The organism is Micromonospora sp. WMMD1155, from assembly GCF_029581275.1.
GTDB lineage: Bacteria > Actinomycetota > Actinomycetes > Mycobacteriales > Micromonosporaceae > Micromonospora.
Genome location: NZ_CP120742.1, coordinates 6,286,757 through 6,310,327, shown reverse-complemented (window position 1 = coordinate 6,310,327; position 23,571 = coordinate 6,286,757). Strand labels below are relative to the sequence as shown.

The window sequence follows — 23,571 nt, the reverse complement described above, 5'->3', positions numbered from 1 at the left end:
CCTCCTACTGGTCACAGCTTGGTGCGGAATGAACTTGGGTGGTCCAGGGGCTGGCGGTGGGGGTCAGCCACAGCTCGGCTTGTCCGACGCCGGTCTTGGCCGTCAGCACGGTGGCCTCCAACGTCTTCTCGGCGCCGGGAGCGACGTCGACGCTGGCGGTCGCCACCTGACGGCGACGTTCGGTGCCGCTACCCACGGCCGTCTCGGCCCCGTCGAGCCGGGCTTCGAGCACCGCTCCACCGGCCGGGCTGAAGATCGACACCAAGGTGCGGACGGTGTACGGATCACCAGCCATGCCGAGACCGAGGACGGACTTGGTGAGTCCGGACTTCGGTGCCGTCGACCGCAGGGTCACCCGCAGCCGGAGCTCGCGGCGACCGTCGGAGCGGCATTCGCCGACCGTCAGGTTCGCCGTCTGTCGTAGGTAGTAGCCGAGCTTCGCGCCGCTGCCGTCGTTGAGGAACACGCCGACCGTCGGCACGGTGTCCTGTTCCGGAAGCGTCCCGGCCATCCGGCTGCCGCCGAACGTCCGCTGTTCCTCAGGTCGGGCACTCCAGAACAATATCCGTCGTTCGGTGATAGCACGGTCAAATGCGGACAACAACACCCTAGGGTTGACATTCTTCTTGAAGAAGGCGTCGAAGACGGCTGCCGCCGACGCCGCGAAGAACTCGTCCTGCTGCTCGACCTCGAGCTGCCGGTAACTGTCGTTGAGCAGCGTCTGCACGACCTTCTCGCTGGCCAGCGGGACACCGCCGGGCACCAGCACCGGGCCGGTCGCCTTGAGCAGGTAGGACAGCACCACCGGGTCGACGGCGAGCACCCCGTCGACAGTGGTGCCCGTCTTGCGACGGACCATCTCGCGGTACAGCGTCGCGGCAGTCGGGAAGTGCGGGGACAGATTCACGTCGGCCGGGTAGATGCCGGGAAGGTCGGTCCAGATCGCGCGGGTCTCGGCGGGCACCTTCAGGGGCGGGTTGAAGAAGCCGAGCGAGGACGAACTGCCCTGCTTGCCCATCTTCACCGCGCCGTTCTTCGCCTCGATCACCGCGTACGCGCCGAACATGCCCCCGGTGGCGCGCAACTCGGCGGAGTTCTGCGAGACCAGCAGGTACCGCCGCGGTCCGTTCGCGCCGAGCAGTGGCGGGAGCAGGCGGGCGCCCTGGTCGGCGGCCGTGGTGAGGCCGGCCAGGCGGTCGATCTCGCCGCGCAGGTCGACGAGCGCCTGCCGGACCTTGTCGACCAGGCTGTCGGCCGGCACCGCGGCGAGGTCTCGGCGCGTACCCTGCACCGACTCGTTGACCCGGGTCAGCTCGGCGGAGACGCCGCTGAGTCGGGCCAGGTCCAGACGACCGCCGGTCGGCACCAGGCTGGTCAGGTCCATCCGGAGCAAGGTCGGGAACGCCTGCCGAGCCAAGTCGTCGATGGCGGCGGCGATCTGCCGGATGGCATCGAGGTTGTCGCCCACCATCGGGGTACGCCGACCGAGCCGCCAGCTCGGGTCACTGGTCGCCGCGCGGGCCGCGCGGGACTGCTCCTGGAGGGCGGCGAGGGTCCGCAGAGCACGGTCGGTGTCCCCGCCGACCACCAAGGCGCTCAGTTCCCGGGCCAGGCCGGCGGCGTTGAGCAGGTGGGCGCGCGCCTGCCAGCCGCGGAAGCCGACCCAACCGCCTGCCGCCAGCAGCAGCGAGCCGACCACCAGGGCACTGAGGAGGGCACGTCGCAGTCGGGCCCGCCGACGGCGTCGGGACCGGCTCCGCCGTCGGGTCGGCCGTTCGCTTTCCGTCACACCACGCTCCCAATCGGGGAATCGGACAGTTGGTCGATTCCCTGACGTTCTTAGCATGCGTCTGGGAATTTCGTGCCGTTATCGCGATGATTGCCGCTTAGGCGAGGTTTCCTCGCAGCTCCGTGACCGGTGCGGTGGCCCGCCCCGCCGCCTCGTGCAGCAACCGCTCGATCCGGTCCACCCCGGCGGGCAGCGACATCTCCCTGAGGTACGCCGACCGCCCCCGGCGGCCCATCTCGGCCCGGGTGGGCGGCGGGATGGTAGCCGCCAACCAGAACCGGTCGGCCAACGCCGCCCAGTCCTCCGGCGGGCAGGAGAGCCCGGCCCTGGCCCGTTCGACCAGCTCGGCCGTGTCCCCGCCGGTCGACGCGACCACCGGGGCAGCGCAGGAGAGCGCGGCCTGAAGCTTGCCCGGCACCGTGCCGCGCAGCTCCGGAAGGTCCCGCAGGATGACCAGTTGGTAGTCGGCGGCCGCGTACAGCTCGGGCATGTCCACAGGTGACCGTCGCTGCACGAAGCGGACGTTGTCGGCACCCAGCTCGGCGGCGAGCCCCCGCACCCGCCGCTCGTCCGCGCCGGAACCGACGAGGACCAGGTCCATCGTCCGGTCCAGGGCCGCCGCCGCCCGGACCGCGGTCTCCAGTCCCTGGCGCTCGCCGATGGTCCCGGCGTGCATCACCACGCACCGACCGTCCCTACGGACCAACTGGCGGGCCGCCGTGCCGGGCGTCACCGGGTGGAAGATCCGTTCGTCGGTCCAGTTCAGCACCTCGCGGACCCGGTCCGGGTCGGCGCCCGCAGCGACCACGAGCTCCCGCATCGACGGCGCGGCCACCGCGATCCGCGCCGCGGCCCGGTAGATCCGGGTCATCGCAGCGCTCATCCGCGCCGCCCAGCGGTCCTCGCCCGCGTCCTCGGCGCCGTCGCGGGTCCACACGTCCTGCACGTGCAGCACCGTCGGCACCTGCCCGAGCAGCCGGAGCACCCCGGCGGCGGCGAACGTCGTCGCCGGCAGTTGGAAGACGTAGAGCGCGTCCACGTCGCGGAGGTACCGTCGGGCGGCCCACGTCGCGCTGCCCGCGAACGAGAGGTAGCCGGCCACTCGCCCCCTGGTGGACGTGGTTCGCCCGGGGTAGCGCGGTACCCGACGAACGGTCAGGTTCCGGCTGTGTGTCTCGTGGTGCCAGCGCTGCCGCCAACCGGGATAGACGTGCCCGCCCGGGTAGTCCGGAAATCCGGTGAGCACCCGAACCTCGTGCCCGCGCGCGGCCAACTCCTCCGCGAGGCTGCCGGGGATGAACGCCGGTTCGGGCGGGAAGTGGTACGACAGGATGCCGATCCTCACCGGTGAGCCCCCGTTCGGCACTGATCGGCGTCGGTCGGCGCGGCACCACGACCGGCGGGCGTCTCGCGCGCGTACGATGCCGACAACCCCTCCCCGCGCGACCACCGGCGTCGACGCACCGCCCTCGCGGTGTGGACAGCCCGGTCCGCACCGAGGAGAGGGGCCCCGATGGCCGATCGCGTGTTGTTCGTGTGCCACGCCAACCTGTGCCGGTCGCCTATGGCGGAGTTCCTGGCCCGCCGACTACTGGCCGGGAGGCCCGTCACGGTGGGCAGTGCCGGCACCGACGCGATCGACGGGCTGGGCATGCACCCGTACGCGATGGAGGTCGTGACCGACGGCGACACGGACCCGGCGGCGTTCCGCACCCGGGCGCTGCGCCCCGAGTACCTGGCCGACGCGACGCTCGTGCTGACCGCGACCCGACGCCAGCGCTCGGTCTGCACCGCGCTGGCACCGGCGGCGCTGCACCGAACGTTCACGGTGCGCCAGTTCGGCCGGCTGGCCGCGGCGGCCGAACCGCCCGCCGGCCCGGCCGACGACTCCTTGGGGGCGGCGATCGCCGCCGCCGCCAAGGCCCGGGGACGGCTGCAACCCGCCGCCCCGGACGCGGACGACCTCCAGGACCCGATCGGCGGCAGCGCCGCCGACTTCCGACGCTGCGCCGAGGAGATCGAACGGTCCCTGCGACCCCTCGCCGCGCTCATCGGGGCAGCCGGGTGAGTTCCTGGGTGTGGTCGGTGACGCCGTTGAGACCGCCGGTGGTCGCGACATGCCGACCCGTTGCGGCTCCTTCGGTCGGCACCGACGCCGTCGTCGTCGTGGCGACCACCCGGTAGGCCTCGTACTGGTACGCCTCGGCCTTCGCCACCTTCGCCATGTTGAGCACGCAGCCGAGCAGACGGACCGAGACGGCGTGCAGTGAGCGTGCCGCGGCGGCGACCTGGCTTCGCGAGGTGCGGCCCTGCTGGGTCACCAGCAGCGCACCGTCGGCCTGCACGGCCACTACCACGCCGTCGGTCACCGCGAGCAGCGGCGCGGTATCGATGATCACGATGTCCGCCGACTCCCGCAGTGCCAGCAGCAGGTCCGACATCGCCTTGGAGCCGAGCAGCTCGCTCGGGTTCGGCGGGGCGGAACCGCTGGGCAGCACCAGCAGCGACTTGTCGCCCCAGCGCTGCACGACGTCGCCGACCTGCACGTCGCCGACCAGCACGTCGGTGAGGCCGACACCCGCGTCCAGGCCCAGGTAGTCGTCGACCTTCGGGCGACGCAGGTCCGCGTCGACCAGCAACACCCGCCAGCCCGCCTCGGCCAGCGCGATGGCCAGGTTGCAGGAGAGCGTGGTCTTCCCCTCACCCTGCAGCGCGCTGGTCACGGCGATGACCCGGGCCGGCTCGTGGACATCCACGAAGCGCAGGTTGGTACGCAGCTTGCGCACCGCCTCGGCACGCGCGGAGGTGGCGGCGTCGCCCACGATCAGCGGCGCGCTGCGCGCGTTGCCCTCGAACGGAATCTCGCCGAGCAGGGGACTGCCGGTGGCTCGTTGCAGACCGGCCGCGTCGCGCAGTCGAACGTCGGCGACGCCACGCAGGATCGCCAGACCGATGCCGAGGAGCAGGCCGATCACGCCGCCGAGAGTGAGGTTCCGGACCGGCTGCGGCGAGACGGGGTTGGCGCTCACCCGGGGGCCGCTGACCACCTCGATCTTGATCGGCGCCTTGCCCTCGGGCGTCGTCTCGACCTTCTGGACGAGCTCGACGAACTTCGCGGCCAGGGTCTCCGTCACGCGCAACGCGCGGGTCTGGTCGGTGTCGGTGACCGACGCCTGGAGCATGACGGTGCCGGTCTCGGTGGAGGTCTTCACCCGTTGCTGCACCTCGTCCGCGGTGAGGCCGACCGGGGTCTCGGCCACCACGCTCTGCGCCAGTCGGTCGCTCGTGAGCAGGTCCGCGTACGACTTGACGCGCTGCTGGAGGAAGAGCCCACCCTGGTATGCCTCGCTGACGCCGGTGTTGGGGGTGGTGACGAAGAACGTCACCGAGGCGACGTACCGGGGTTGGGCGCGCACGGTCAGGAATGCCGAGAGGCCGAGGGCCACCATGACCGTGACCAGCGCAACCCACCAGTGCCTACGCACGTGACGCAAATGGCGGAGCAGATCCATCAGGCGCGCCTCCGTGCCGGGCCGGTTACGCCAAAGAACTTCACGAAAACCCCCAAGGTCGTCTCTAAACTCGTGAAACCATTAAAGCGGCTCATGCGGCTTATGTCCGGAGTTATGTATTTTCTGTAGTGCGACATGGCTCCGGATGACCAACCCGAGAACAGCCCATTCGGCAGCGGCGACAACGAGGAAAAAGTCGGAAGCAGGTCCGGTGACGTCCGATCGGCCCGGCGGCCGTCGTCGAACGCGAAGCCGGATAGGGTCGGTGACGGTGTGCCGGGAAGTCTGGCCGGCGAGCGGATTCCATGCCGTCCTGACGCCCCGAGGTGACCCCGCAGATGACCTCCCGCACCCCGCCACCCGACCAACGCCCTCCGAAGAATCGGCTGTTCACCAGGTCGTCCTGGCCGGAGGCCCGACACCTGGCCGACGTGCTGCGTACCGAGACCGTCGGTGGCGCGCTGCTGCTCATCGGTGCGGCGATCGCACTGATCTGGGCCAACTCCCCCTGGTCCGACGCGTACACCCGGCTCGCTCGGTGGGTCCCCTGGCCCGGCGGCGCGCCCTGGCACCTCGACCTGGACGTGGCCACCTGGGCGGCGGACGGCCTGTTGGCCGTCTTCTTCTTCGTGGTGGGCCTGGAACTCAAGCGGGAGTTCGTCGCCGGGGAGCTACGCGACCCCCGGCGCGCCGCGCTGCCGGTGGTGGCCGCGCTCGGCGGGATGCTGCTGCCGGCGCTGGTCTACGTGGCGGTCGTCCTCAGCGCGGGCGGCGAGGGACTACGCGGCTGGGCGATTCCCACCGCCACCGACATCGCCTTCGCTCTCGCCGTGCTCGCGGTGATCAGCACTCATCTGCCCCAAGGCCTACGGGCATTCCTGCTCACCCTCGCCGTTGTCGACGACCTGCTCGCGATCACCATCATCGCGGTCTTCTACACCGCCGATCTGCAGCCCGCCGCCCTGTTCGCCGCGCTGGCGGTGATCGGGGTCTTCGCGATTCTGGTGCGGCGCGGACGTCACTGGCAGTGGGCGCTCATCCCCCTCGCGGTCACCGCCTGGGCGCTGATGCACGCCTCGGGAGTGCACGCCACGGTGGCCGGCGTCCTGCTCGGCTTCGCGGTCCCGGTGCTGGCCCGTCCCCGGACGGCGACCGGTGACCGATCGGACGCCGACGCCGAGGGCGGGCTCGCCGCGCGCCTGGAGCACCGCTGGCGTCCCGTGTCGGCCGGCTTCGCGGTGCCGGTCTTCGCCCTGTTCGCCGCCGGGGTCACCCTTCGTGGCAGCGACCTGGGGGCGTTGCTGACCGACCCGGTGGTGATCGCCGTCGTCACCGCCCTGGTGCTCGGCAAGAGCATCGGCATCCTCGGCTCGACCTACCTGCTGGCCCGGTTCACCAGGGCCGAACTCGACGAGGACGTCACCTGGTCGGACCTGCTCGGAATCGCGATGCTCGGCGGCATCGGGTTCACGGTGTCGCTGCTCATCGGCGACCTGGCCTTCGGCGACGGCACCACCGACGGCCGGGTCAAGGCGGCCGTGCTGCTCGGGTCGGTGATCTCCGCCGGGTTGGCCGCGGCGGTGCTCGTCCGGCGCAACGCGGCGTACCGCCGGGTGGCGGAGCGGGAACGACGCGACGCCGACGGCGACGGCGTGCCCGACGTCTACCAGCGGCCCACCGAGCGCTGAGCGGCGCCGTACGGCGATCCGGGGTCAGCGTCGACGGTCGGCCGGCGGCAGGTCCTCGGTCTCCTCGACCACCGCCTCGGCCGCCGGGGCGGTCAGGTCGTCGCCCGGCACCGCCACCTCCTCGACACGATCCTGCTCGTCGGGCTTCCCACCCGGCGGCGGCTCGGGAGCGGTGCCGGCGCCGGAGAAGCCGTACTCGTTCGGTTCGTCGTGCCGGCTCATCTGGTCATCCTCCCGTTTTCCCCGGTCTCGCGTCCTAGCGCCAACGGTAGGTGGCAATCGTCTTCGGCGCAGGGGGCCGGGGATTGTCGCCCCGACCACGGCGTCGGAGCGCTCAACGCCGCCCCGAGCAGTTGACGCAGGGCGATGATCGCCACCGCGCCGGCCAGACCGTTCCAACCCGGATCGCCGGCCAGCCGAATCAGACCGGCCGCCGTCAGCAGGTCCAGCAGCAGTCGGACGCCGGTTCGCAGCGCGCCGGTGCTGACCACGGTCACCACGCCGACGACCAGGGCCAGCGCGGTCACCGCCGTGACCAGGGTGTCCATCACCCTCGACGCTCCCCCTCGGCCACCTGGCGCTGCTCCTGACGGATCTCCCGGCCCAGGAAGTAGTTCAACGCCGTCCGGATCGTCGCGATCGCGGCCAGTTGACCGATCTGCTGGAACGACGGGGACACCGCGGTCCGCAGCACGTCCGCCGCCAGCTGAAACTCCAGGCCGAGGGTCAGGAACCGGCCCAGCGAGAGCCGGATCGGAGTGAAACGGGCGGCGGTGCGGTGTCGTAGCCCCTCGACCACGAACCGCACCGCCGCCCAGACCGCGCCCACGAAGATCACCAGCGCGCCGGCCACCTCCACCACGGCCACCAACACCTGGTCGCCCTGTCGCAGCAGCTCGGCCGGCTCCACCCCGGACCGTTACCCGCCCTCGGGGCAGCTAGGCCCCGCTCAGGTCAGCTCGTTCACCGCCTCCAGGATCAGCCACAGACCGGAGACGGCGAACAGGATCGCGGCACCGTACTTGATGGTCTTCTCCGGCAGCCGACGACCCAGCATCCGGCCGACCAGGATGGCCAACGCGTCCGCCGCCACCATGCCGATCGTGGAGCCGAGCCAGGTGCCGAACCAGCCGTACTTGGTGGCCAGCGTGATCGTGGCGAGCATCGTCTTGTCACCCAACTCGGCCAGGAAGAACGCCACCGACACCGCGACCAGCGCGGTCTTGTTCGTCTTCTCCGCCTTGCGTTTCTCCTCCTCGGTGAGCTTGTCCCCGCGCAGGGTCCACGCACCGAAGCCGAGGAAGGCCACACCGGCCACCAGCGAGATCCACTCCGTGGGCAACACCGCCCCGAGGCCCGCGCCGATGGCCACCGACGCCAGGTGCACCACCGCCGTGGCGACCGTGATACCGATCAGCACCGGAATCGGCTTGAACCGCGTGGCGAAGGTCAACGCCATCAACTGGGACTTGTCCCCCAGCTCCGCGACGAAGATGACGCCGAAGCTGACGACCAGCGCGGCGAGAAATCCCTCCATGACGTCCTTCCCGCTCATGCCGGGAGGAGGTACAGGGGCGCCCTCGACCCGGCTGCAACAGCCTGAGTCGAAGGTCTCGCCCGCCCCGGAAACCGGGGCCGCGTGGCCGGATGCGGAACGCACCAGTATGTCGACCACGACATTGGGGGCTACTCCCCTTCGCCCGCTCAGCCTAGCCGATCATCGGCGGCCCGGTCCGAGGCGGGTGAACAGGCTCACCGGGCCCGCGCCAACGTGACCCCGAAGAGCCCACCCGGGTCCGTCCAGAACTCCGCCGTGGCGAAGCCCGCCGCCCCCAGCTCCGCGGCGACCCCCTCCCGGTGGAACTTCGCCGACACCTCGGTACGCAGGTCCTCCCCCGCCGCGAAGTCGACGGTCATGCCCAACACCCGCACCCGCATCGGCCGGGTCGCCCGCAGCCGCATCTCGATCCACTCGTGCTCCGCATCCCAGAGAGCGACATGGTCGAACGCCCCCGGGTCGAAGTCGGCACCCAACTCACGATTGATCACGTGGAGCACGTTGCGGTTGAACTCGGCGGTGACCCCGGCCGCGTCGTCGTAGGCGGGCACGATCACCGACGGGTCCTTCACCAGGTCCGTGCCGAGCAGCAGCCAGTCGCCGACCTCCAACGCCGCACGCATCGCCGTCAGGAAGGCGGCCCGCTCGGCGGGCAGCAGGTTGCCGATGGTGCCGCCGAGGAACACCACCAGCCGTCGACCGCCGGTGGGCAACCGGTCCAACTGCCGGGTGAAGTCGCCCACGATGCCCCGCACCCGCAGGCCCGGATAGTCGGCGGCGATCTGGGCCGTGGACCCCCGCAGCGCGCTGACCGACACGTCCAGCGGGACGAACGTGCCCAGCCCACCCCGGCGGGTGAACGCGTCCAACAACAGGCGGGTCTTCTCCGACGACCCGGAACCCAACTCGATCAACGTCTTGGCCCCGGTCGACGCCGCGATGTCCGGAGCACGCTCGGCCAGCACCGTCCGCTCCGCCCGGGTGGGGTAGTACTCGGGAAGTCGGGTGATCTCCTCGAACAACTCGCTGCCCCGGGCATCGTAGAACCACTTCGGCGGCAACCACTTCTGCTCGGCGCTCAGCCCGGCCCGAACGTCGTCGCGCAGACCACGCTCCAGATCGCGCTCCTCGAGGTAGACCTCCAGCGGTTCCGCCGTCATCGACTCGCCTCTCTGTTCGACAAACAGTTGCGTGCCCGCCCGGTGCTGCTCAGCGGGTCGGAAGTGGACGTGTCCGCACCTCGTCGGCGGTGGCCAGGACCAGGTGCCCCTCCGGTGCCGCCCGCCACCCGGGGTCGTCGTCGTACGGCTCCGAGGCCAGCAGCACCGAACCCGGCGCCTCGCGTACCGACAGGGCGTGCCCGGCCACACTCGCCACCACCCGGCGGCCGTCGGTGAGCAGCAGATTCAGCCGCGACCCGGGGGCCGCCGCGGCGACGTCGGCCACCGTCCGCCCGACCGCGTCCGCCGGGTCGTCCCCGGCGCGCAACCGGTGCCGCACCAGCGCCCACAGCAACGCCGAGTCGGTGGCGGCGTCCAACGTGAGCAGGTCACGCACCGGCAGACCGGCGGCGAGCGGCACCAACGCGTCCGGCCAGCCGCGGACGACACCGTTGTGGCTGAACAACCACCGCCCCTCGGCGAACGGCGCGGCCGCGCCGTCGAGCACCGCCATCCCGACCGTGGCCGACCGCACCGCCGCGAGCACCGCGCCGGTCCGGGTCACCGCCGCCAACTGGGCGATCGTCGGATCACTCCAGATCGGCTGCGCCCGTCGATACCGCACCGGCTCACCCCCGCCCGGGTACCAGCCGACGCCGAACCCGTCCGCGTTGATGGTGCCGCCGCCGCGCATGTCCCGAGGGGCCCAGGACTGCCGCACCAACGAGTGCGGCGGATCGAACAACACCTCCGCCAGGGTGACCGGCACCCCCAGGTAGACCAGATGACGGCACATCAGCGCGCCCCGCCCGCCGGATTGCCGATCACCGGTACGACTCGTCCGGTCGGGCGTCGCGGGCACAGCGGAAACCACTGAAGATCTGCCGGCGGATCGGATAGTCCCAGTTACGGAAGGTGCCGCGACAGGCCGACCGGTCGGTGCCGAACGAGCCACCCCGCAACACCCGGTAGTCGTCGCCGAAGAAGACCTCGGAGTATTCGCGATAGGGAAACGCGGTGAAACCCGGATGCCCGCCGAACGTGCTCGACGTCCACTCCCAGACGTCACCGATGAGCTGGTGCACACCCAACGGCGACACCCCACCCGGGTACGCGCCCACCGGCGCCGGCCACAGATGCCGCTGATCCAGGTTGGCGTGCGCCTCGGTCGGGTCCTCGTCGCCCCAGGGAAAACGCCGCGACCGCCCGGTCGCCGGATCCCACCGGGCCGCCTTCTCCCACTCCGCCTCGGTCGGCAACCGCTTACCGGCCCACGCCGCGTACGCCTGCGCCTCGTAGAAGCACACATGCACCACCGGCTCGTCCGCGCGCACCCGATCCCACCGGCCGAAACGCCGGTACGACCACTCGTCGCCGTCACGACGCCAGTGCATCGGCGCCACCAGCCCCTCCCCGAGCCGATGCGCCCAACCCGCCGGGCTCCACCACCGCTGATCGTCGTAACCGCCGTCGGCGATGAAGGCCGCGTACTGCCCGTTGGTCACCGGGGCCGCGTCGATGACGTACGCCGGCAGGTCCACCCGATGCGCGGGCCGTTCGTTGTCCAGAGCCCACGGGTCGGTGTCGGTGCCCATCGTGAACTCCCCCGCCGGCACCAGCACCTCCCCGCCGACCCGGACCGACGGCTCGGGCGGCGGCGGAGCGTGCAGCACCGCCGGCCCCCCGCGCAGTTGATGGGTGGCGAGCATCGTCTCGTCGTGCTGCTGCTCGTGCTGCACGATCATGCCGAAGGCGAACCCGTCGGCGACCAACGGCCGCTCGCTGAAAGCCACCGTGTCCAGCAGTTCGTGCACCTTGTCCCGCACCGTGCCCAGATAGGCGCGCGCCTCGGCGGGCGCCAGCAGAGGCAGGGCCGGGCGGTCCCGGCGCGGCTGCTTGAACGCGTCGTACAACTCGTCGATGTCACACCGCACCGGCTCACGCCCGCCGACATCGCGGACCAGCCACAACTCCTCCTGGTTACCCACGTGGGCGAGATCCCAGACCAGCGGCGACATCAGCGGCGAATGCTGACGCATCAACTCACCGTCGTCGACCACCTCGGTCAACAACGAGGTACGCGAGCGGGCCCGCGCCAACTCCCCAGCGATCCGGTCCCGCAACCGCTCACCACTCACACCCACCGAACCTCCCGACGCTCGCGACTGCGGGGCTCGCAACCCCGGCTCACTCCTCGCACTCACCGAACCTCCCGACGCTCGCGACTGCGGGGCTCGCAACCCCGGCTCACTCCTCGCACTCACCGAATCCCCCGACGCTCGCGACTGCGGGGCTCGCAACCCCGGCTCACTCCTCGCACTCACCGAACCTCCCGACGCTCGCGACTGCGGGGCTCGCAACTCCGGCTCACTCCTCGCACTCACCGAACCCCCTCCTTCGCGGCGGCCAGCCGCCGTCGTACCCCTCGCTCGATCTCGTCGTTGGTGTCGGCCGGCAGGTCCAGCCGGGGCAGGACGGTCAGGGCCAGGTCGAACAGACCCGTCGCGGCGGTGGCCAGCGCGCGGTCGGCCAGACCGCTCCGCGCGGCGGCCGACCAGCGGTGCCCCACCGGAGCCGCGATCGCGTACGCCTCGCGGACCGTGGCTGGATCGTGGAAGAGGGCGCTCAGCACCGCCAACGGGAGCCGCCAATCCCGCTCGGGCTGGGCGTCCAGGTAACGCAACTCCAGGTAACCGCGTGGCCGCACCGGCGGGAAGAGCGTGCTGACGTGGTAGTCGAGGTCGTCGGTGGTGGGCGGCTGCGGCAACGCGCCGTCGAGCCAGTCGGCGAAGGTCACACCGGGCGGTACGGTCCAGTCCGAGCCGTGCCGCCGCCGGCAGAGCAGCGGCGCGGCGAGTACGTACCGGATCCAGGTCGCCGTCGGGTCCTGCAGGGCGTTGCCGGGGGTCCACACCGGGCGGGTGCGGGCCGGGTCGATGGCCAGCCAGGCGGCCATCCGGGCGGAGGCCCAACCGGTGCGACGCCCGGCGTGTCGGGTGGCCGAGGCGAACGCCGCGAGCAGCGGCGGACCGACGGCGTGGGCGGCGGCCCACCGGTCGGCGACCTGGTCCGGCTCACCGGCGTCGAGACAGACCTGCAGGCCCGCCGTGCCGTACATCATGACGCGGCCGGCCGGACCACGCCGGTCGAAGGAGGCGCGCATCGCGCGGTAACGGGGAGTCTCCACCACCGGGCGGGGTCGTCGGTGTGGGTCGATGCCGCTGCGGCCCAGGACCAGCCCGGCGGCGGCCAACAGGTCGGTGACCTGGGCGATGTCAGCCTCGGTGGCCCTGAGTAACGCGGCCGTCGAGGGTCGGGGCGGGGTGGAGATCTCCACCTGACCACCCGGCTCGACGGTCACCACTCCGCCGTCTCGCAGCGGCTCGGCCGGGCTCGTCGGATCCAACGTGGCGGGGCTGTGCCGCCCCAGCGCCGCCCTCAACCGCCCCGGATCGACCGGGCGGGCGGGATCGGCGGCGTCATGCACGGTCCATTCCAGTTCGACGCCGACATGGGTCGGTGGACCGGTCTTGAAGCAGATCCGCGCGAGATGACGGCCTGCGGCGGCGGACTCCCGCAGGATGGCGCTGCGTTCCAGGTCGGGCGACGTCACCAACGGTCGGGCCCCTCTCCATCTGCCGGGTCAACGACACCGTGTCACGGTAGACCCATCCACCGACACTGTCGGAGGCCGTGCACGGGGCCACCAACCTCTGTCCGCCAGACGAATTTCCCATGCCGGGCGGAACTAACCACCCGGTCGCCCACCGCTCACTTCGGAGAGGGGCGGCCCGACGGAGGGTGCGGCGCGGCGGACTTCGCCGGTGCGGAGGGCTTCGCCTCGGCACCCAGTCGGCGGCAGTACTCCTCGACCCGGTCGGCACCACCGGCGGCGGTCACCAGCCGCTCGAAGGCCGGCGTCCGCAACGCCTTCTCCCGTTGGTCGGGTTTCTTGGCCGACCAAGCGCGGCACTTGCCGTGCAGGGAACCGGTGGTTGGGCTGTGGGCCGGGGGCGCCGCCACCGACGGCGTGCCGGGCGACGGTGGCTGGGGCGACGCGGTGCCGCGCGACGGCGTCTGCGCCGGCGACCGGGTGGGTTCGCCGGACCGGGGCGAATCCGGCGTCGGCGACGTTCTGGACGGCTCCGGTGCGACGGGTACCGGAATCCAGTCCTGACGGACCGCGGCGAAGGCGGCGCCCGCCGTGGCGGTGACCGCGACCGCCCCGATCCACGCCGCCGCGCCGGTCGTCAGGCGTCGACGGCGCACCCGGTGTGCCGCCGACGGCGATTGTTCGGCCCGGGCAGCCCGGAACGCGGCGAGCGCGGCCTCCTCGCCGGCCAGTTCGCCCGGCCGGACCGGGCCGGCGGCCGCGGCGAGCAACCGGGCGACCGGGGTCGACGCCGGGGCCTCGGGTGACGTCACGTCGCTGTCCGCCGGGACCGGGGCCGCACCCGACCGCGTGTCCCCGCTGGGCTGGGCGGAGTCGAGCAGCCGTTCGGTGTCGGCGTGATCGGCCCGCCGGAACGGGTTCATCGGAGATCCCCTCACGTCAGCCGTCCGCCGGCTCGGTGTGCGACGCCCGCAGGGCGGGACCGTTACCCGTGCGGGGCGACGGCACCGCGTCGACAGCGACCGAATCCTCGCGCTCCAACAGGGTCGCGAGCCGTCGCAGGCCCCGGTGTGCGGCGGTCCGCACGGCACCGGCCCGACGGCCCAGCACCCGGCCGGCGGACCCGGCGTCGAGCCCCACCACGGCCCTCAACAACACGGCTTCGGCCTCACGGGGAGGCAGGGTGGCGATCAACGCCAGGGCCGTCTCGGTGCCGATCGTCTCGCTGGCGCCCTCGGCGGTGTCCGCGTCGCTGGCGAGATGGACGAGCGCCTGCACCGGCACGGGGAAGGCCGGGCGTCGGCGCAGCCGGCGCAGGTGGTCCATGGCCCGGTTACGGGCGATGGTGACGGCCCAGGCGCGGAACTCACCACCGGTGAAGCTGGGCAGGTCGCGGGAGATCTGCAGCCAGGCCTCCGAGGCGACGTCCTCGGCGTCCGCGCCGACCAGGGCGGTCAGGTAACGCAGGAGCCCCGGCTGAAGGCTGCGGTAGAGGAAGCGGAACGCATCCTCGTCCCCACCCTGTGCCGCGCTGACCGCCTCCGACAGGTCGCCACTCATCCGCGACCCGTGAACTGCCTGGAGCCTGCCGACCCGCTCCGCCCCACCGGGGTCGAGCACCGGCTACGGAGGGTCCACCCGACCAGCTCACGCACCCGTACCGCCCCCCGCCGATCTGATCGCGCCCGCGACCCGGGTGGTCCGGGTCGGCTGGTCCGGGCACCGGCAGGGTGATCGGCGGCGCGCCGACGTCGCCGGGGTCCGAGCCGGGCTAACGCTAGGAGGGGACCGGCGGCGCGACAAGTCGGCACCACGTCACGGAAGAGTGACAATTATCAACCATGTTCGACGGCGCGTCGGTGTAACGGTCGGTGAGCCGGGGAAGCGGTCCGTGGTCGAGGGCGGTTTTCGGCGACCGCCGAGCGGTCGGACCCCGAAAGATGTCAGCTTTCGTCACACCACGTCGTCGCCGTGTCACAGGAACGTGGAGTCCACACAGGTCGGGGACGGTTGACCGACGGGTGTCACCCGAGCGGACGACAGGCCGCGGTACGCCGTGCACCGCCACTCTAGGTACGGTAATGCGGTGTTGTCATCGGAGGTCGTGCTCAGCGGTCGCTACCGCTTGGACGAACGTGTCGCCACCGGCGGTATGGGCGATGTCTGGCGTGCCTCCGACCTGATCCTCGGCCGCCAGGTCGCGGTCAAGGTGCTGCTGCCGGCGTTGGTCTCCGACCCGGATTTCATCGCCCGGTTCCGGGCCGAGGCGCGGATCATGGCGGCGCTGCGGCACCCGGGCATCGTTCAGGTCTTCGACTGCGGCGCCGACGACCTGCCCGACGACGGCGGCCGAGCGGACTACCTCGTGATGGAGTTCGTCGCCGGCGAGCCGTTGTCCAAGCGCATCGAGACGGCCGGTCGGCTCGACGTGGCCGAGACGATGTCGATCGTGGCCCAGGCCGCCGCCGCGTTGAACGCGGCGCACCGCGGCGGCATCGTGCACCGGGACGTCAAGCCCAGCAACCTGCTGGTGCAGGAGGACGGCACCGTCGTCCTGGTGGACTTCGGGGTGGCCCGTTCCACCGACATCACCAGCATCACCAGCACCAACGCGGTGCCGGGCACCGCCCTCTACATGGCTCCCGAGCAGGCCGCCGGTCGGCCGGTGAGCGGTGCCACCGACATTTACGCGTTGGGCGCGGTCACCTACTGCTGCCTCACCGGCAGTCCGCCGTTCACCGGCGACAACCCACTCCAGGTCGCGGTGCGTCACCTGGACGACGAACCGCCGGAGTTGCCGCACGACATCCCGGAGGCGGTCCGCGCCCTGGTGTCACGGGCCCTGGCGAAGGATCCGCTCGACCGCTTCACCAGCGGCGCGGCGATGGCCGAGGCCGCCCGGACCGCGGTCACCGGCGGCGAGCCTCCGACGGCGATGGCCACGCCGATCCCGTTGCGCGACGCCGGCCCGGGCACCCGTACCGACGCGCCGGTCGGCGCGGCGGTGGCGAGCGCGGCGCAGTCCCGGCGTCACCGGCGGCGGGGTCCCCTGGTCGGCGCGGCCGCGGCCGTGCTGGTCGCGCTGGTCGGGCTCGGTGCCGCGTTGGGAGCGGCGCGCAACGCCGGCGAGGATCCGGCGGTGAAGCTGCCCACCACGTCGCCGACTGTGGCGCCGAGCGGCCCGGCGGAACTACCGGCGGCGAACGAGCAGGTCGTCACCGTCGATCCGGGCCGACCCGGTCGGCCGCATGCCCCCAGCACCCCGTCCGCCTCGACGTCCGCGACGCCGAGCGTGCGACCCAGCCAGACGAGCAGTTCACCGACGCCGACGGGGACGCCGACCGGGACCACCGCGCCGACGGGCGGCCCGACCGGCGAGCCGAGCACCACGCCGACGTCGGCCACGCCCACCGCGACGGAGAGCACACCGACCGTTCCGGAGGGCTCGGGCGACGGGTAGCCGGGCGGGCGCCATTCGTCGGCGCGGTCCCACCAGCACCGATATCCCCAAAACGGACTTACGTCGCTCAAGACGCCTCTAGGCTCTCTGCAGGCCATTTCCACCAACTGCCGCAGGAGCCTGGGTGAGCGTTGAAAAGCTGGTCGTGATCGGTCAGGGATACGTCGGGCTGCCGCTGGCCCTGCGTGCTGTCGAAGCGGGGCTGGACGTGGTCGGCCTCGACGTCGACGCCGACCGGGTCAAGCGTCTCGCCTCCGGTGAGTCGTTCATCGAGGACATCCCGACCGACCGGCTGGGCCGGGCGTTGAGCAGCGGGCGGTACAACCCCAGCACCGAGTACTCCGACGCCGAGGGCTTCGACGTCTGCGTCATCACCGTGCCGACTCCGCTGCGCGACGGCACCCCCGATCTGAGCTTCGTCGAGCAGGCGGGTATCGGCATCGGCCCGTACGTCCGGCCGGGTTGCACAGTGGTCCTGGAGTCGACCACGTACCCGGGGACCACCGAGGAATTGCTGCGCCCGCTGTTGGAGAAGGCCAGCGGGCTGACCAGTCCGGGCGACTTCCACCTCGGCTACAGCCCGGAACGGATCGACCCGGGCAACCCGACGTGGAAGCTGGAGAACACCCCCAAGGTGGTGTCCGGGGTGGACTCGGCGTCGCTGGCCCGGGTGGACGAGTTCTACCAGCGCATCGTGCACCGCACCGTCGCGGTGGACTCCACCCGGGTCGCCGAGCTGACCAAGCTGATCGAGAACACGTTCCGCCAGGTCAACATAGCGTTGATCAACGAGCTGACGATGCTGTCGCATCACCTCGACATCGACGTCTGGCAGGCGATCGACGCCGCCGAGACCAAGCCGTTCGGGTTCCTGCCGTTCCGGCCCGGCCCCGGCGTCGGCGGGCACTGCCTGCCGATCGACCCCTGTTACCTGTCGTGGCAGGTCAAGCGCCGCCTCGGCCGACAGTTCCGGTTCATCGAGCTGGCCAACGACGTCAACCACGAGATGCCCGAACACGTCGCGCAGCGGGTCATGGCGGGATTGAACCGCACGGGCCGGTCGGTCAGCGGCGCCCGGCTGTTGCTGCTCGGCCTGGCGTACAAGAAGAACACCGGCGACATGCGGGACTCCCCGGCGGTCGACGTGGCCCGCCGGCTGCAGGCGCTCGGCGCCGAGGTCCACGCCGTGGAGCCGTACGCCGAGCCGCACCAGATCCCCGCCGGGGTCACCGTGGTCGGGCTCTCCGAGCGGGAGGTGAGCGCCGCCGACGGGGTGGTGGTGGTCACCGACCACGACAGCTTCGACTACGACCTCGTGGTCCGGCACGCCCGCTACGTGTTCGACACCCGCAACCGGTGCGCCGGCCCACTGGTCGAGCGCCTGTAGACCCGGCACCGCTGGCCGGTCCCGCCGCCGACAGTCGGCGGGACCGGCCGGCGGATGTCCGTCCGGGCCGACGTCGCGGGTCACTGGTCGGCGAGCGCCTCGACGACCGGGCGGGACAGCGCGCGACGGGCCGGTAGCACCGAGGCGAGCAGGGCGGCCAGCACCGCGACGGCGAGGGTCAGACCGAGCTGACCGAGCGGCAGCACCACGTGGAAGTCCCCGCCGAGGCGGGCCAGCAGGGCCATCGCGGAGGCGCTGACGCCGGTGCCCAGCCCGATGCCGAGCACCGCGCCGACCAGCGCCATCAGCACCGCCTCCACGGCGAGTACGCCCCGCATGCGTCCCCGGGTGAGCCCGACCGCCCGGAGCACGGCGTTCTCCCTGGTGCGCTCGACCACCGACAGGCTCAGCGTGTTAGCCACGCCGACCAGGGCGATCACGACCGCCAGGCCGAGCAGCGCGGTGACGAAGACGAGCAGCATGTCGACGGTGCCGGTCAGCATCCTCTTGTACGCGCCCTGGTCCATCAGGTTCACCGTCGGGTAGCGGCCCAGCACCGTCTCGATCGCCTCCCGGGCCCGGTCGGCGCTCACCCCGGCGGCGGGGTCCACCTCGGCCAGGAAACCGCGCTGGTCGGGAAAGAGCGCGGCGAAGTCCTCGTCGGCCATGTCGATGACGTGCCCGGTCGGCGCGCCGTCGCCGGACGTGTCGTCGGTGACCACGGCGGCCACCCGGAACGAGCGGCCCCGCACGGTGACCGGTGAGCCGACCTGCCAGCCGCGTGCCTGCGCCACCTCCCGGTGCACCAGCACCTGCCCCGGCCCGAGCCGCGCGACGTCGCCGGCGAGCACCGCGCCCAGGGTCCGGCCGACCAGCGCCGGGTGGGCCGCGCGGATCTCGACGTCGGCGACGACCGTGCTGAGCTGCTCGTGCACCACACCCAACTCGGGGCGGGCGGCCAGCTCACCGGCGAGCGCGGCCGGCAGGTTCTGACCGATACCGCTGACCACGAAGTCGGTGCCGATCTGGGCGTCCACGCTGCGTTCGATGCCGTCCTTGGTGCTGCGGGCGCCGACCATGAACGCCGACACCAGCCCGATCCCGATCACCAGGGCGGTGGCGCTCGCGGCGACCCGCCGCGGGTTGCGGATCGTGTTGGCCACCGCCAGGTCACCGGTCGCCCCGAGCACGCGACGAGCTGGCCAGCCGAACACCCGGGCCAGGGCCGGGACGAGCACCGGCCCGAACAGCACGATCCCGAAGAAGGCCAGTACCCCGCCGACCGCCACCAGCAGCAGTTGACCGGCGTCGGCGGCACCGGCCAGCGCCGCGACACCGACGGTCAGCACCACCGCGCCGACGGCCAGGCGTACCCGACCAGCAGCCCGCGCGGGCTGCACCGCGGCGTCGGTGAGCGCGGCCACCGGGGCGACCCGGGTCCCCCGCCAGGCCGGAAGCAGAGCGGCGCACACGGTCAACGCGGTGCCCAGGAGCAGGCCGGTGACGACGGTCGAGCCGGTCACGGTCAGGCCGCCGGTGACCGGCGCGTCCAGTCGGGACATCATCAGTCGCATCCCACCGGCGAGGGCGACCCCGAGCAGCACCCCGCACGCGGAGGGCACCAGGCCCAGCACCGCCGACTCCAGTACGGCCGCCCGGAACACCTGACCACGGGTGGCCCCGATCAGGCGCAGCAGGGCGGTCCGGCGGGTGCGCTGCGCCAACACGATCGCGAACGTGTTGGCGATGACGAAACCGGCCACCACGACGGCGACCCCAACGAAGATCAACAACAGCATCCGGAACTGCTCCACGTTGCGGACCGCGTCCTCGACGGCCTCGTCGAGAATCTGCGCACGGCTCTTCACGGTGGCCTCGCCGCCGACCACCGCGCGCAGCCGCTCGGTCAGCGCCGCGACGGAGGCCCCCGGTCGGGCGGCCACCAGGACCCGGCCGTATCCGGGCCGGACGGTGAGGGCCAGCGCGTCCGGTCCGACCATGCCGACGAACGGGCCGCCGACGTCGCGGGCGGTCCCGGCCACGTCGACGGTGCCGACCAGGGTGTACGGGTGGGCCGGGCCGGTGGCGCCGCCGACTCGGACCGCGGCACCGAGCGCGAAACCCTCCGCGGCGACCGTCTCCGCGTCGAGCACCACCTCTCCGGCGCGGTCGGGCAACCGTCCGGCGACCACGTCGTACGAGCGCAGGGCGTCCTCGGTGGGGATGGCGGCGAGCACGGTGAAGCCGAGCACCGGTCGACCGTCGACGCCGAGCACCCCGGCGGTGTCGGTCAACTCACCGGCCGCGGCGGCCACCCCGTCGACAGCGCGTACCCGGTCGACCAGGGTCGGCGGCAGCACCTCCCGGCCGGCGGAGTAGACACCCAGGTCGGTGTGGCGGTCGAACGTCCCGGCCCGCTCGTACGTTCCGGCGCGCATCCCGTCGACGAAGATCATGGTGCCGGCGACGAACGCGACACCGAGCACGACGGCCAGCGCGGAGAGCAGCATGCGCAGCGCCTCGGCACGCAGCGAGCGCAGGGTCAGGCGGATCAAGCGGGGCTCCCGGTGCGGGTGGCGGATCGGACCCCTCCGACGCTATGGCCGAGGCCGGTCAGTCGATCTCCACCTGCGCGCTCGACCTGTGTGCCCCCCGGGTCGCGGTGCGTCCGCCGGTCGCTACGACCCAGGTCGTACGCGGCGTCATCCGCCGGGTGTGACCAACCCGCTCTCGTACGCCAGGACCACCGCCTGAACCCGGTCGCGGAGCTGGAGCTTCGCCAGGATCCGCCCGACGTGGGTCTTCACCGTCGCCTCGGCCACGTGCACCCGGTCGGCGATCTCCCCGTTGGACAGCCCCTGCGCGACGAGCAGCAGCACCTCCCGTTCCCGTTCGGTGAGCTGCGCCAGCCGCGGGTCGGTACGCGGTGCGGTGCCGAGCTGCCCGGCGAACCGGTCCAGCAGCCGCCGGGTGATCGACGGGGCGACCACGGAGTCGCCCTGGGCCACCACCCGGATCGCGGCCAGCAGGTCCTCCGGTGGGACGTTCTTGAGCAGGAACCCACTCGCGCCGGCCTGAAGGGCCGCGAACGCGTCGGCCTCGGTGTCGAAGGTGGTCAGGACCAGCACCCGGGGCGCCGCGGCGGACCGGTCGGCGCACAGCCGCCGGGTGGCCTCCACCCCGTCCATCGTCGGCATCCGGATGTCCATCACGACGACGTCGGCCTCGGTGCGGGCGAGCACCCGCAGGGCGTCGGCGCCGTCGATCGCCTCCCCGACCACCTCCAGGTCGGGCTGGGAGTCCAGCACCATCCGGAAACCGGCGCGGACCAGCGCCTGGTCGTCCACGATCACCACCCGGATCGTCATGCCGCGATCACCTCCGTTGCCGGCTCCGACGGTAGCGGTAGCCGTACCTCGACCAGCCAGCCCCCGCTCGGTCGGGGACCGGCGGTGAGGCTGCCGTCGTACACCGTCACCCGCTCCCGCATGCCGAGCAGACCGTGACCGCCCGACGGCGCCGGGCTGACCAGGGGGCGACCCAGACCGTTGTCGACGACCCGGACCACGACGGCCTCGTCGCCGTAGGTCAGCGCGACCTCGACGCCGGCGCCGACACCGGCGTGCTTGAGCGCGTTGGTCAGCGCCTCCTGCACCACCCGGTAGACGGTCAGCTCCAGCCCCGGGGGCAGCGCCGGAGGCGTCCCGGTGACGGCGCTGCGGATCCGCAACCCGGCGTCACCGAACCGGGCCAGCAGGTCGGGCAGCTCGGCCAGGGCCAGGCGGCGGTGCTCCGGGTCGGCGGCCACGACGAGCCCGTCCGCTCCGCCCGGTCCGGCGTCGCGCAGGACGCCGACCAGCCGACGCATCTCCTCCAGGGCCTGCCGGCCGGTGTCCGCGACCACCTTCACGGCGGTACGCGCCTGGGCGGGGTCCCGGTCGAGCATGAACCGGGCGCCGTCCGCCTGGACGATCATCACCGCCATGCTGTGGGCGACCACGTCGTGCAGTTCCCGGGCGATGCGGGTGCGTTCCTCGGCGACCGCCGCGCGGGACTCGGCCTCCCGTTCGCGTTCCAGGGTGGTGGCCCGCTCCTCCAGGCTGAGCACGTAGAGCCGCCGGGTCCGCACGTTCAGCGCGACCAGCCACACCGCGCCGGTGACCAGGGCGTACCACAGCGCGGTGACCCACCACTGGATGACGCCGGGGGTCTGCGCGGCGGCCAGCAGCACGCCCACGGCGGCGACCGCGCCGGCCAGGACTCCGTCGCGCAGGCGCTCGCCGTACTTCACCACGCTGTAGAGCGCGATCAGGACGGCGACGTCGTAGACGAGGGGACCCCACTCGGCGATCACCTGGACCAGGGCGAGCGCCGCGACCACCACTGTCACCGCTCTCGGGTGGGTACGGCGGAACAGCAGCGCCACCGCCATCCCCACACCGACCGCGGTGGCCGCCCACTGACCCGGCTGGTTCACCGCCGAGGCGAGGGAGACGAGCACCACCAGGGCGGCGACGGCCACGTCGAAGGCGACGCCGCGCAGCGGGCGACCGAAGAGGGTGCGTCTCACGGTGACCCAGGGTACGTGTCGGGGCCTTCCCGGCCCGCACGCCTCGCGCCCGGGCTCAGCGGTCGAGGATCTCGCGCATGCGGTCGATCTCGACGGTCTGCTCGGTGGCGACGGCGTTGGCGAACTCGTTGAGCGTCAGGTCGGAGCCGACGGTGAGCAGGTTGGTGGCCAACTCGATGGCGCCCTGGTGATGCTCGGTCATCATCCGCACGAAGAGCCGGTCGAAGTCCGCGCCGCGGGTCGCGGCGAGCTGCCGCATCGCCTCGGGCGACTGCATGCCACGCATGGTGCCGTGATCGTGCCCCGGCCCCTCCGCCGGGAGGCCACGGGTCTGCAGCCAGCCGCGCATCACGCCCATCTCCGGCCCCTGGCTGGCGCGGATGCGCTCGGCGATGGCACGGACGTCGGGGTCGGCGGCCCGGTCGGGGGCGAGTTCCGCCATCGCCAGGGCCTGCGCGTGGTGCGGGATCATCATCTGGACGAACATGACGTCCAGTGCGTTGTGCGGTGCGGGGCCGACGTCGCGGACCTCGTGCGCCGGGCGGGTGGCCGCCGTCTCGCCCGGGCGGCCGGGCGCGATGACCGTCAGGTCGGTGGGGACGGGGCTGGCGGTCGGCGGCGCGCTGGAGGCGGGTGCGGAGACCGGCTGCCCGGTGCCCGTGCCGGTGTCGTCGCCGAGACGGATCGCGAAGAACGCCGCCAGCGGCAGCACGAGAGCCAGTGTGACGACTGCCAGGGTGCGCGCGCGCCGATCGGTCATGGGCCACTCCCTGAGGTCGAGGTCACCGCGATGTTATCTATTGAAGAACCCACTTTGATGTGATCCAGCTCACA

21 protein-coding genes are annotated in these 23,571 nt (G+C 72.3%); 4 read left to right on the top strand and 17 right to left on the bottom strand.

Annotation, left to right across the window (positions count from 1 at the left end):
* Positions 1-4 precede the first annotated feature (4 nt).
* Both O7617_RS28740 and O7617_RS28735 read right to left on the bottom strand, forming a co-directional pair.
* Positions 5-1,789 (bottom strand): DUF4012 domain-containing protein, encoded by a 1,785-nt coding sequence (locus tag O7617_RS28740; RefSeq protein WP_282259408.1) that lies wholly within the window; start codon positions 1,787-1,789, stop codon positions 5-7.
* A 97-nt stretch (positions 1,790-1,886) separates the two neighbouring features.
* Positions 1,887-3,134, bottom strand: a complete 1,248-nt coding sequence (locus tag O7617_RS28735; protein WP_282259406.1) for a glycosyltransferase family 4 protein — start codon at positions 3,132-3,134, stop codon at positions 1,887-1,889.
* Between the two features lie 168 nt (positions 3,135-3,302).
* Here O7617_RS28735 and O7617_RS28730 point away from each other — a divergent pair, with 168 nt between their 5' ends.
* The gene (locus O7617_RS28730; RefSeq protein ID WP_282259404.1) at positions 3,303-3,857 is read left to right on the top strand and encodes a low molecular weight phosphatase family protein; all 555 of its coding nucleotides are present in this window, start codon (positions 3,303-3,305) and stop codon (positions 3,855-3,857) included.
* Here O7617_RS28730 and O7617_RS28725 read toward each other — a convergent pair.
* Positions 3,838-5,301: a polysaccharide biosynthesis tyrosine autokinase gene (locus tag O7617_RS28725; protein ID WP_282259402.1), complete on the bottom strand. Its 1,464-nt coding sequence runs from the start codon at positions 5,299-5,301 to the stop codon at positions 3,838-3,840. The two genes, O7617_RS28730 and O7617_RS28725, sit on opposite strands and share 20 nt — an antisense overlap.
* A gap of 338 nt (positions 5,302-5,639) precedes the next feature.
* Here O7617_RS28725 and nhaA point away from each other — a divergent pair, with 338 nt between their 5' ends.
* Positions 5,640-6,989: a Na+/H+ antiporter NhaA gene (gene nhaA / locus O7617_RS28720; protein ID WP_282259399.1), complete on the top strand. Its 1,350-nt coding sequence runs from the start codon at positions 5,640-5,642 to the stop codon at positions 6,987-6,989.
* Between the two features lie 24 nt (positions 6,990-7,013).
* Here the strand turns inward: nhaA and O7617_RS28715 are convergent, their stop codons facing one another.
* From O7617_RS28715 to O7617_RS28670, 10 genes are all read right to left on the bottom strand, one after another.
* The gene (locus tag O7617_RS28715; protein ID WP_269678953.1) at positions 7,014-7,211 is read right to left on the bottom strand and encodes a hypothetical protein; all 198 of its coding nucleotides are present in this window, start codon (positions 7,209-7,211) and stop codon (positions 7,014-7,016) included.
* The gene (locus O7617_RS28710; protein WP_282259390.1) at positions 7,208-7,537 is read right to left on the bottom strand and encodes a hypothetical protein; all 330 of its coding nucleotides are present in this window, start codon (positions 7,535-7,537) and stop codon (positions 7,208-7,210) included. The genes O7617_RS28715 and O7617_RS28710 overlap by 4 nt, the downstream gene beginning before the upstream one ends.
* Entirely contained in the window at positions 7,537-7,899 is a 363-nt protein-coding gene (locus O7617_RS28705) for a DUF1622 domain-containing protein (RefSeq protein WP_282259388.1), read from the bottom strand. The genes O7617_RS28710 and O7617_RS28705 overlap by 1 nt, the downstream gene beginning before the upstream one ends.
* Positions 7,900-7,938: 39 nt before the next feature.
* Entirely contained in the window at positions 7,939-8,526 is a 588-nt protein-coding gene (locus tag O7617_RS28700) for a TMEM165/GDT1 family protein (RefSeq protein ID WP_282264893.1), read from the bottom strand.
* A 215-nt stretch (positions 8,527-8,741) separates the two neighbouring features.
* Positions 8,742-9,707 carry an L-histidine N(alpha)-methyltransferase gene (egtD, locus tag O7617_RS28695; RefSeq protein ID WP_282259386.1) on the bottom strand — a complete coding sequence of 322 codons (966 nt, stop codon included), beginning with the start codon at positions 9,705-9,707 and terminating at the stop codon, positions 8,742-8,744.
* 49 nt (positions 9,708-9,756) lie between these two features.
* Positions 9,757-10,503, bottom strand: a complete 747-nt coding sequence (gene egtC / locus O7617_RS28690; RefSeq protein ID WP_282259384.1) for an ergothioneine biosynthesis protein EgtC — start codon at positions 10,501-10,503, stop codon at positions 9,757-9,759.
* A gap of 28 nt (positions 10,504-10,531) precedes the next feature.
* On the bottom strand, positions 10,532-11,851 hold the full coding sequence (gene egtB / locus O7617_RS28685) for an ergothioneine biosynthesis protein EgtB (protein ID WP_282259382.1): 1,320 nt from the start codon (positions 11,849-11,851) through the stop codon (positions 10,532-10,534).
* 236 nt (positions 11,852-12,087) lie between these two features.
* Positions 12,088-13,323, bottom strand: coding sequence for an ergothioneine biosynthesis glutamate--cysteine ligase EgtA (egtA, locus tag O7617_RS28680; RefSeq protein WP_282259380.1), 1,236 nt, complete (start codon positions 13,321-13,323; stop codon positions 12,088-12,090).
* 155 nt (positions 13,324-13,478) lie between these two features.
* Complete coding sequence (locus O7617_RS28675) at positions 13,479-14,243, bottom strand: hypothetical protein (RefSeq protein WP_282259377.1); 765 nt, start codon at positions 14,241-14,243, stop codon at positions 13,479-13,481.
* Between the two features lie 16 nt (positions 14,244-14,259).
* A complete protein-coding gene (locus tag O7617_RS28670; RefSeq protein ID WP_282259375.1) occupies positions 14,260-14,880 on the bottom strand; it encodes an RNA polymerase sigma factor in 621 nt (206 codons plus the stop codon).
* Positions 14,881-15,406: 526 nt separating this feature from the next.
* Here O7617_RS28670 and O7617_RS28665 point away from each other — a divergent pair.
* Both O7617_RS28665 and O7617_RS28660 read left to right on the top strand, forming a co-directional pair.
* On the top strand, positions 15,407-16,780 hold the full coding sequence (locus tag O7617_RS28665) for a serine/threonine-protein kinase (RefSeq protein WP_282259373.1): 1,374 nt from the start codon (positions 15,407-15,409) through the stop codon (positions 16,778-16,780).
* A 124-nt stretch (positions 16,781-16,904) separates the two neighbouring features.
* Entirely contained in the window at positions 16,905-18,167 is a 1,263-nt protein-coding gene (locus O7617_RS28660; RefSeq protein WP_282259371.1) for a nucleotide sugar dehydrogenase, read from the top strand.
* A gap of 80 nt (positions 18,168-18,247) precedes the next feature.
* Here the strand turns inward: O7617_RS28660 and O7617_RS28655 are convergent, their stop codons facing one another.
* From O7617_RS28655 to O7617_RS28640, 4 genes are all read right to left on the bottom strand, one after another.
* Entirely contained in the window at positions 18,248-20,722 is a 2,475-nt protein-coding gene (locus O7617_RS28655; RefSeq protein ID WP_282259370.1) for an FtsX-like permease family protein, read from the bottom strand.
* Between the two features lie 147 nt (positions 20,723-20,869).
* Positions 20,870-21,535, bottom strand: coding sequence for a response regulator transcription factor (locus O7617_RS28650; protein ID WP_282259369.1), 666 nt, complete (start codon positions 21,533-21,535; stop codon positions 20,870-20,872).
* Positions 21,532-22,737: a sensor histidine kinase gene (locus tag O7617_RS28645; protein ID WP_282259368.1), complete on the bottom strand. Its 1,206-nt coding sequence runs from the start codon at positions 22,735-22,737 to the stop codon at positions 21,532-21,534. The genes O7617_RS28650 and O7617_RS28645 overlap by 4 nt, the downstream gene beginning before the upstream one ends.
* Positions 22,738-22,792: 55 nt before the next feature.
* On the bottom strand, positions 22,793-23,497 hold the full coding sequence (locus tag O7617_RS28640; protein ID WP_282259366.1) for a DUF305 domain-containing protein: 705 nt from the start codon (positions 23,495-23,497) through the stop codon (positions 22,793-22,795).
* Positions 23,498-23,571: the final 74 nt, after the last annotated feature.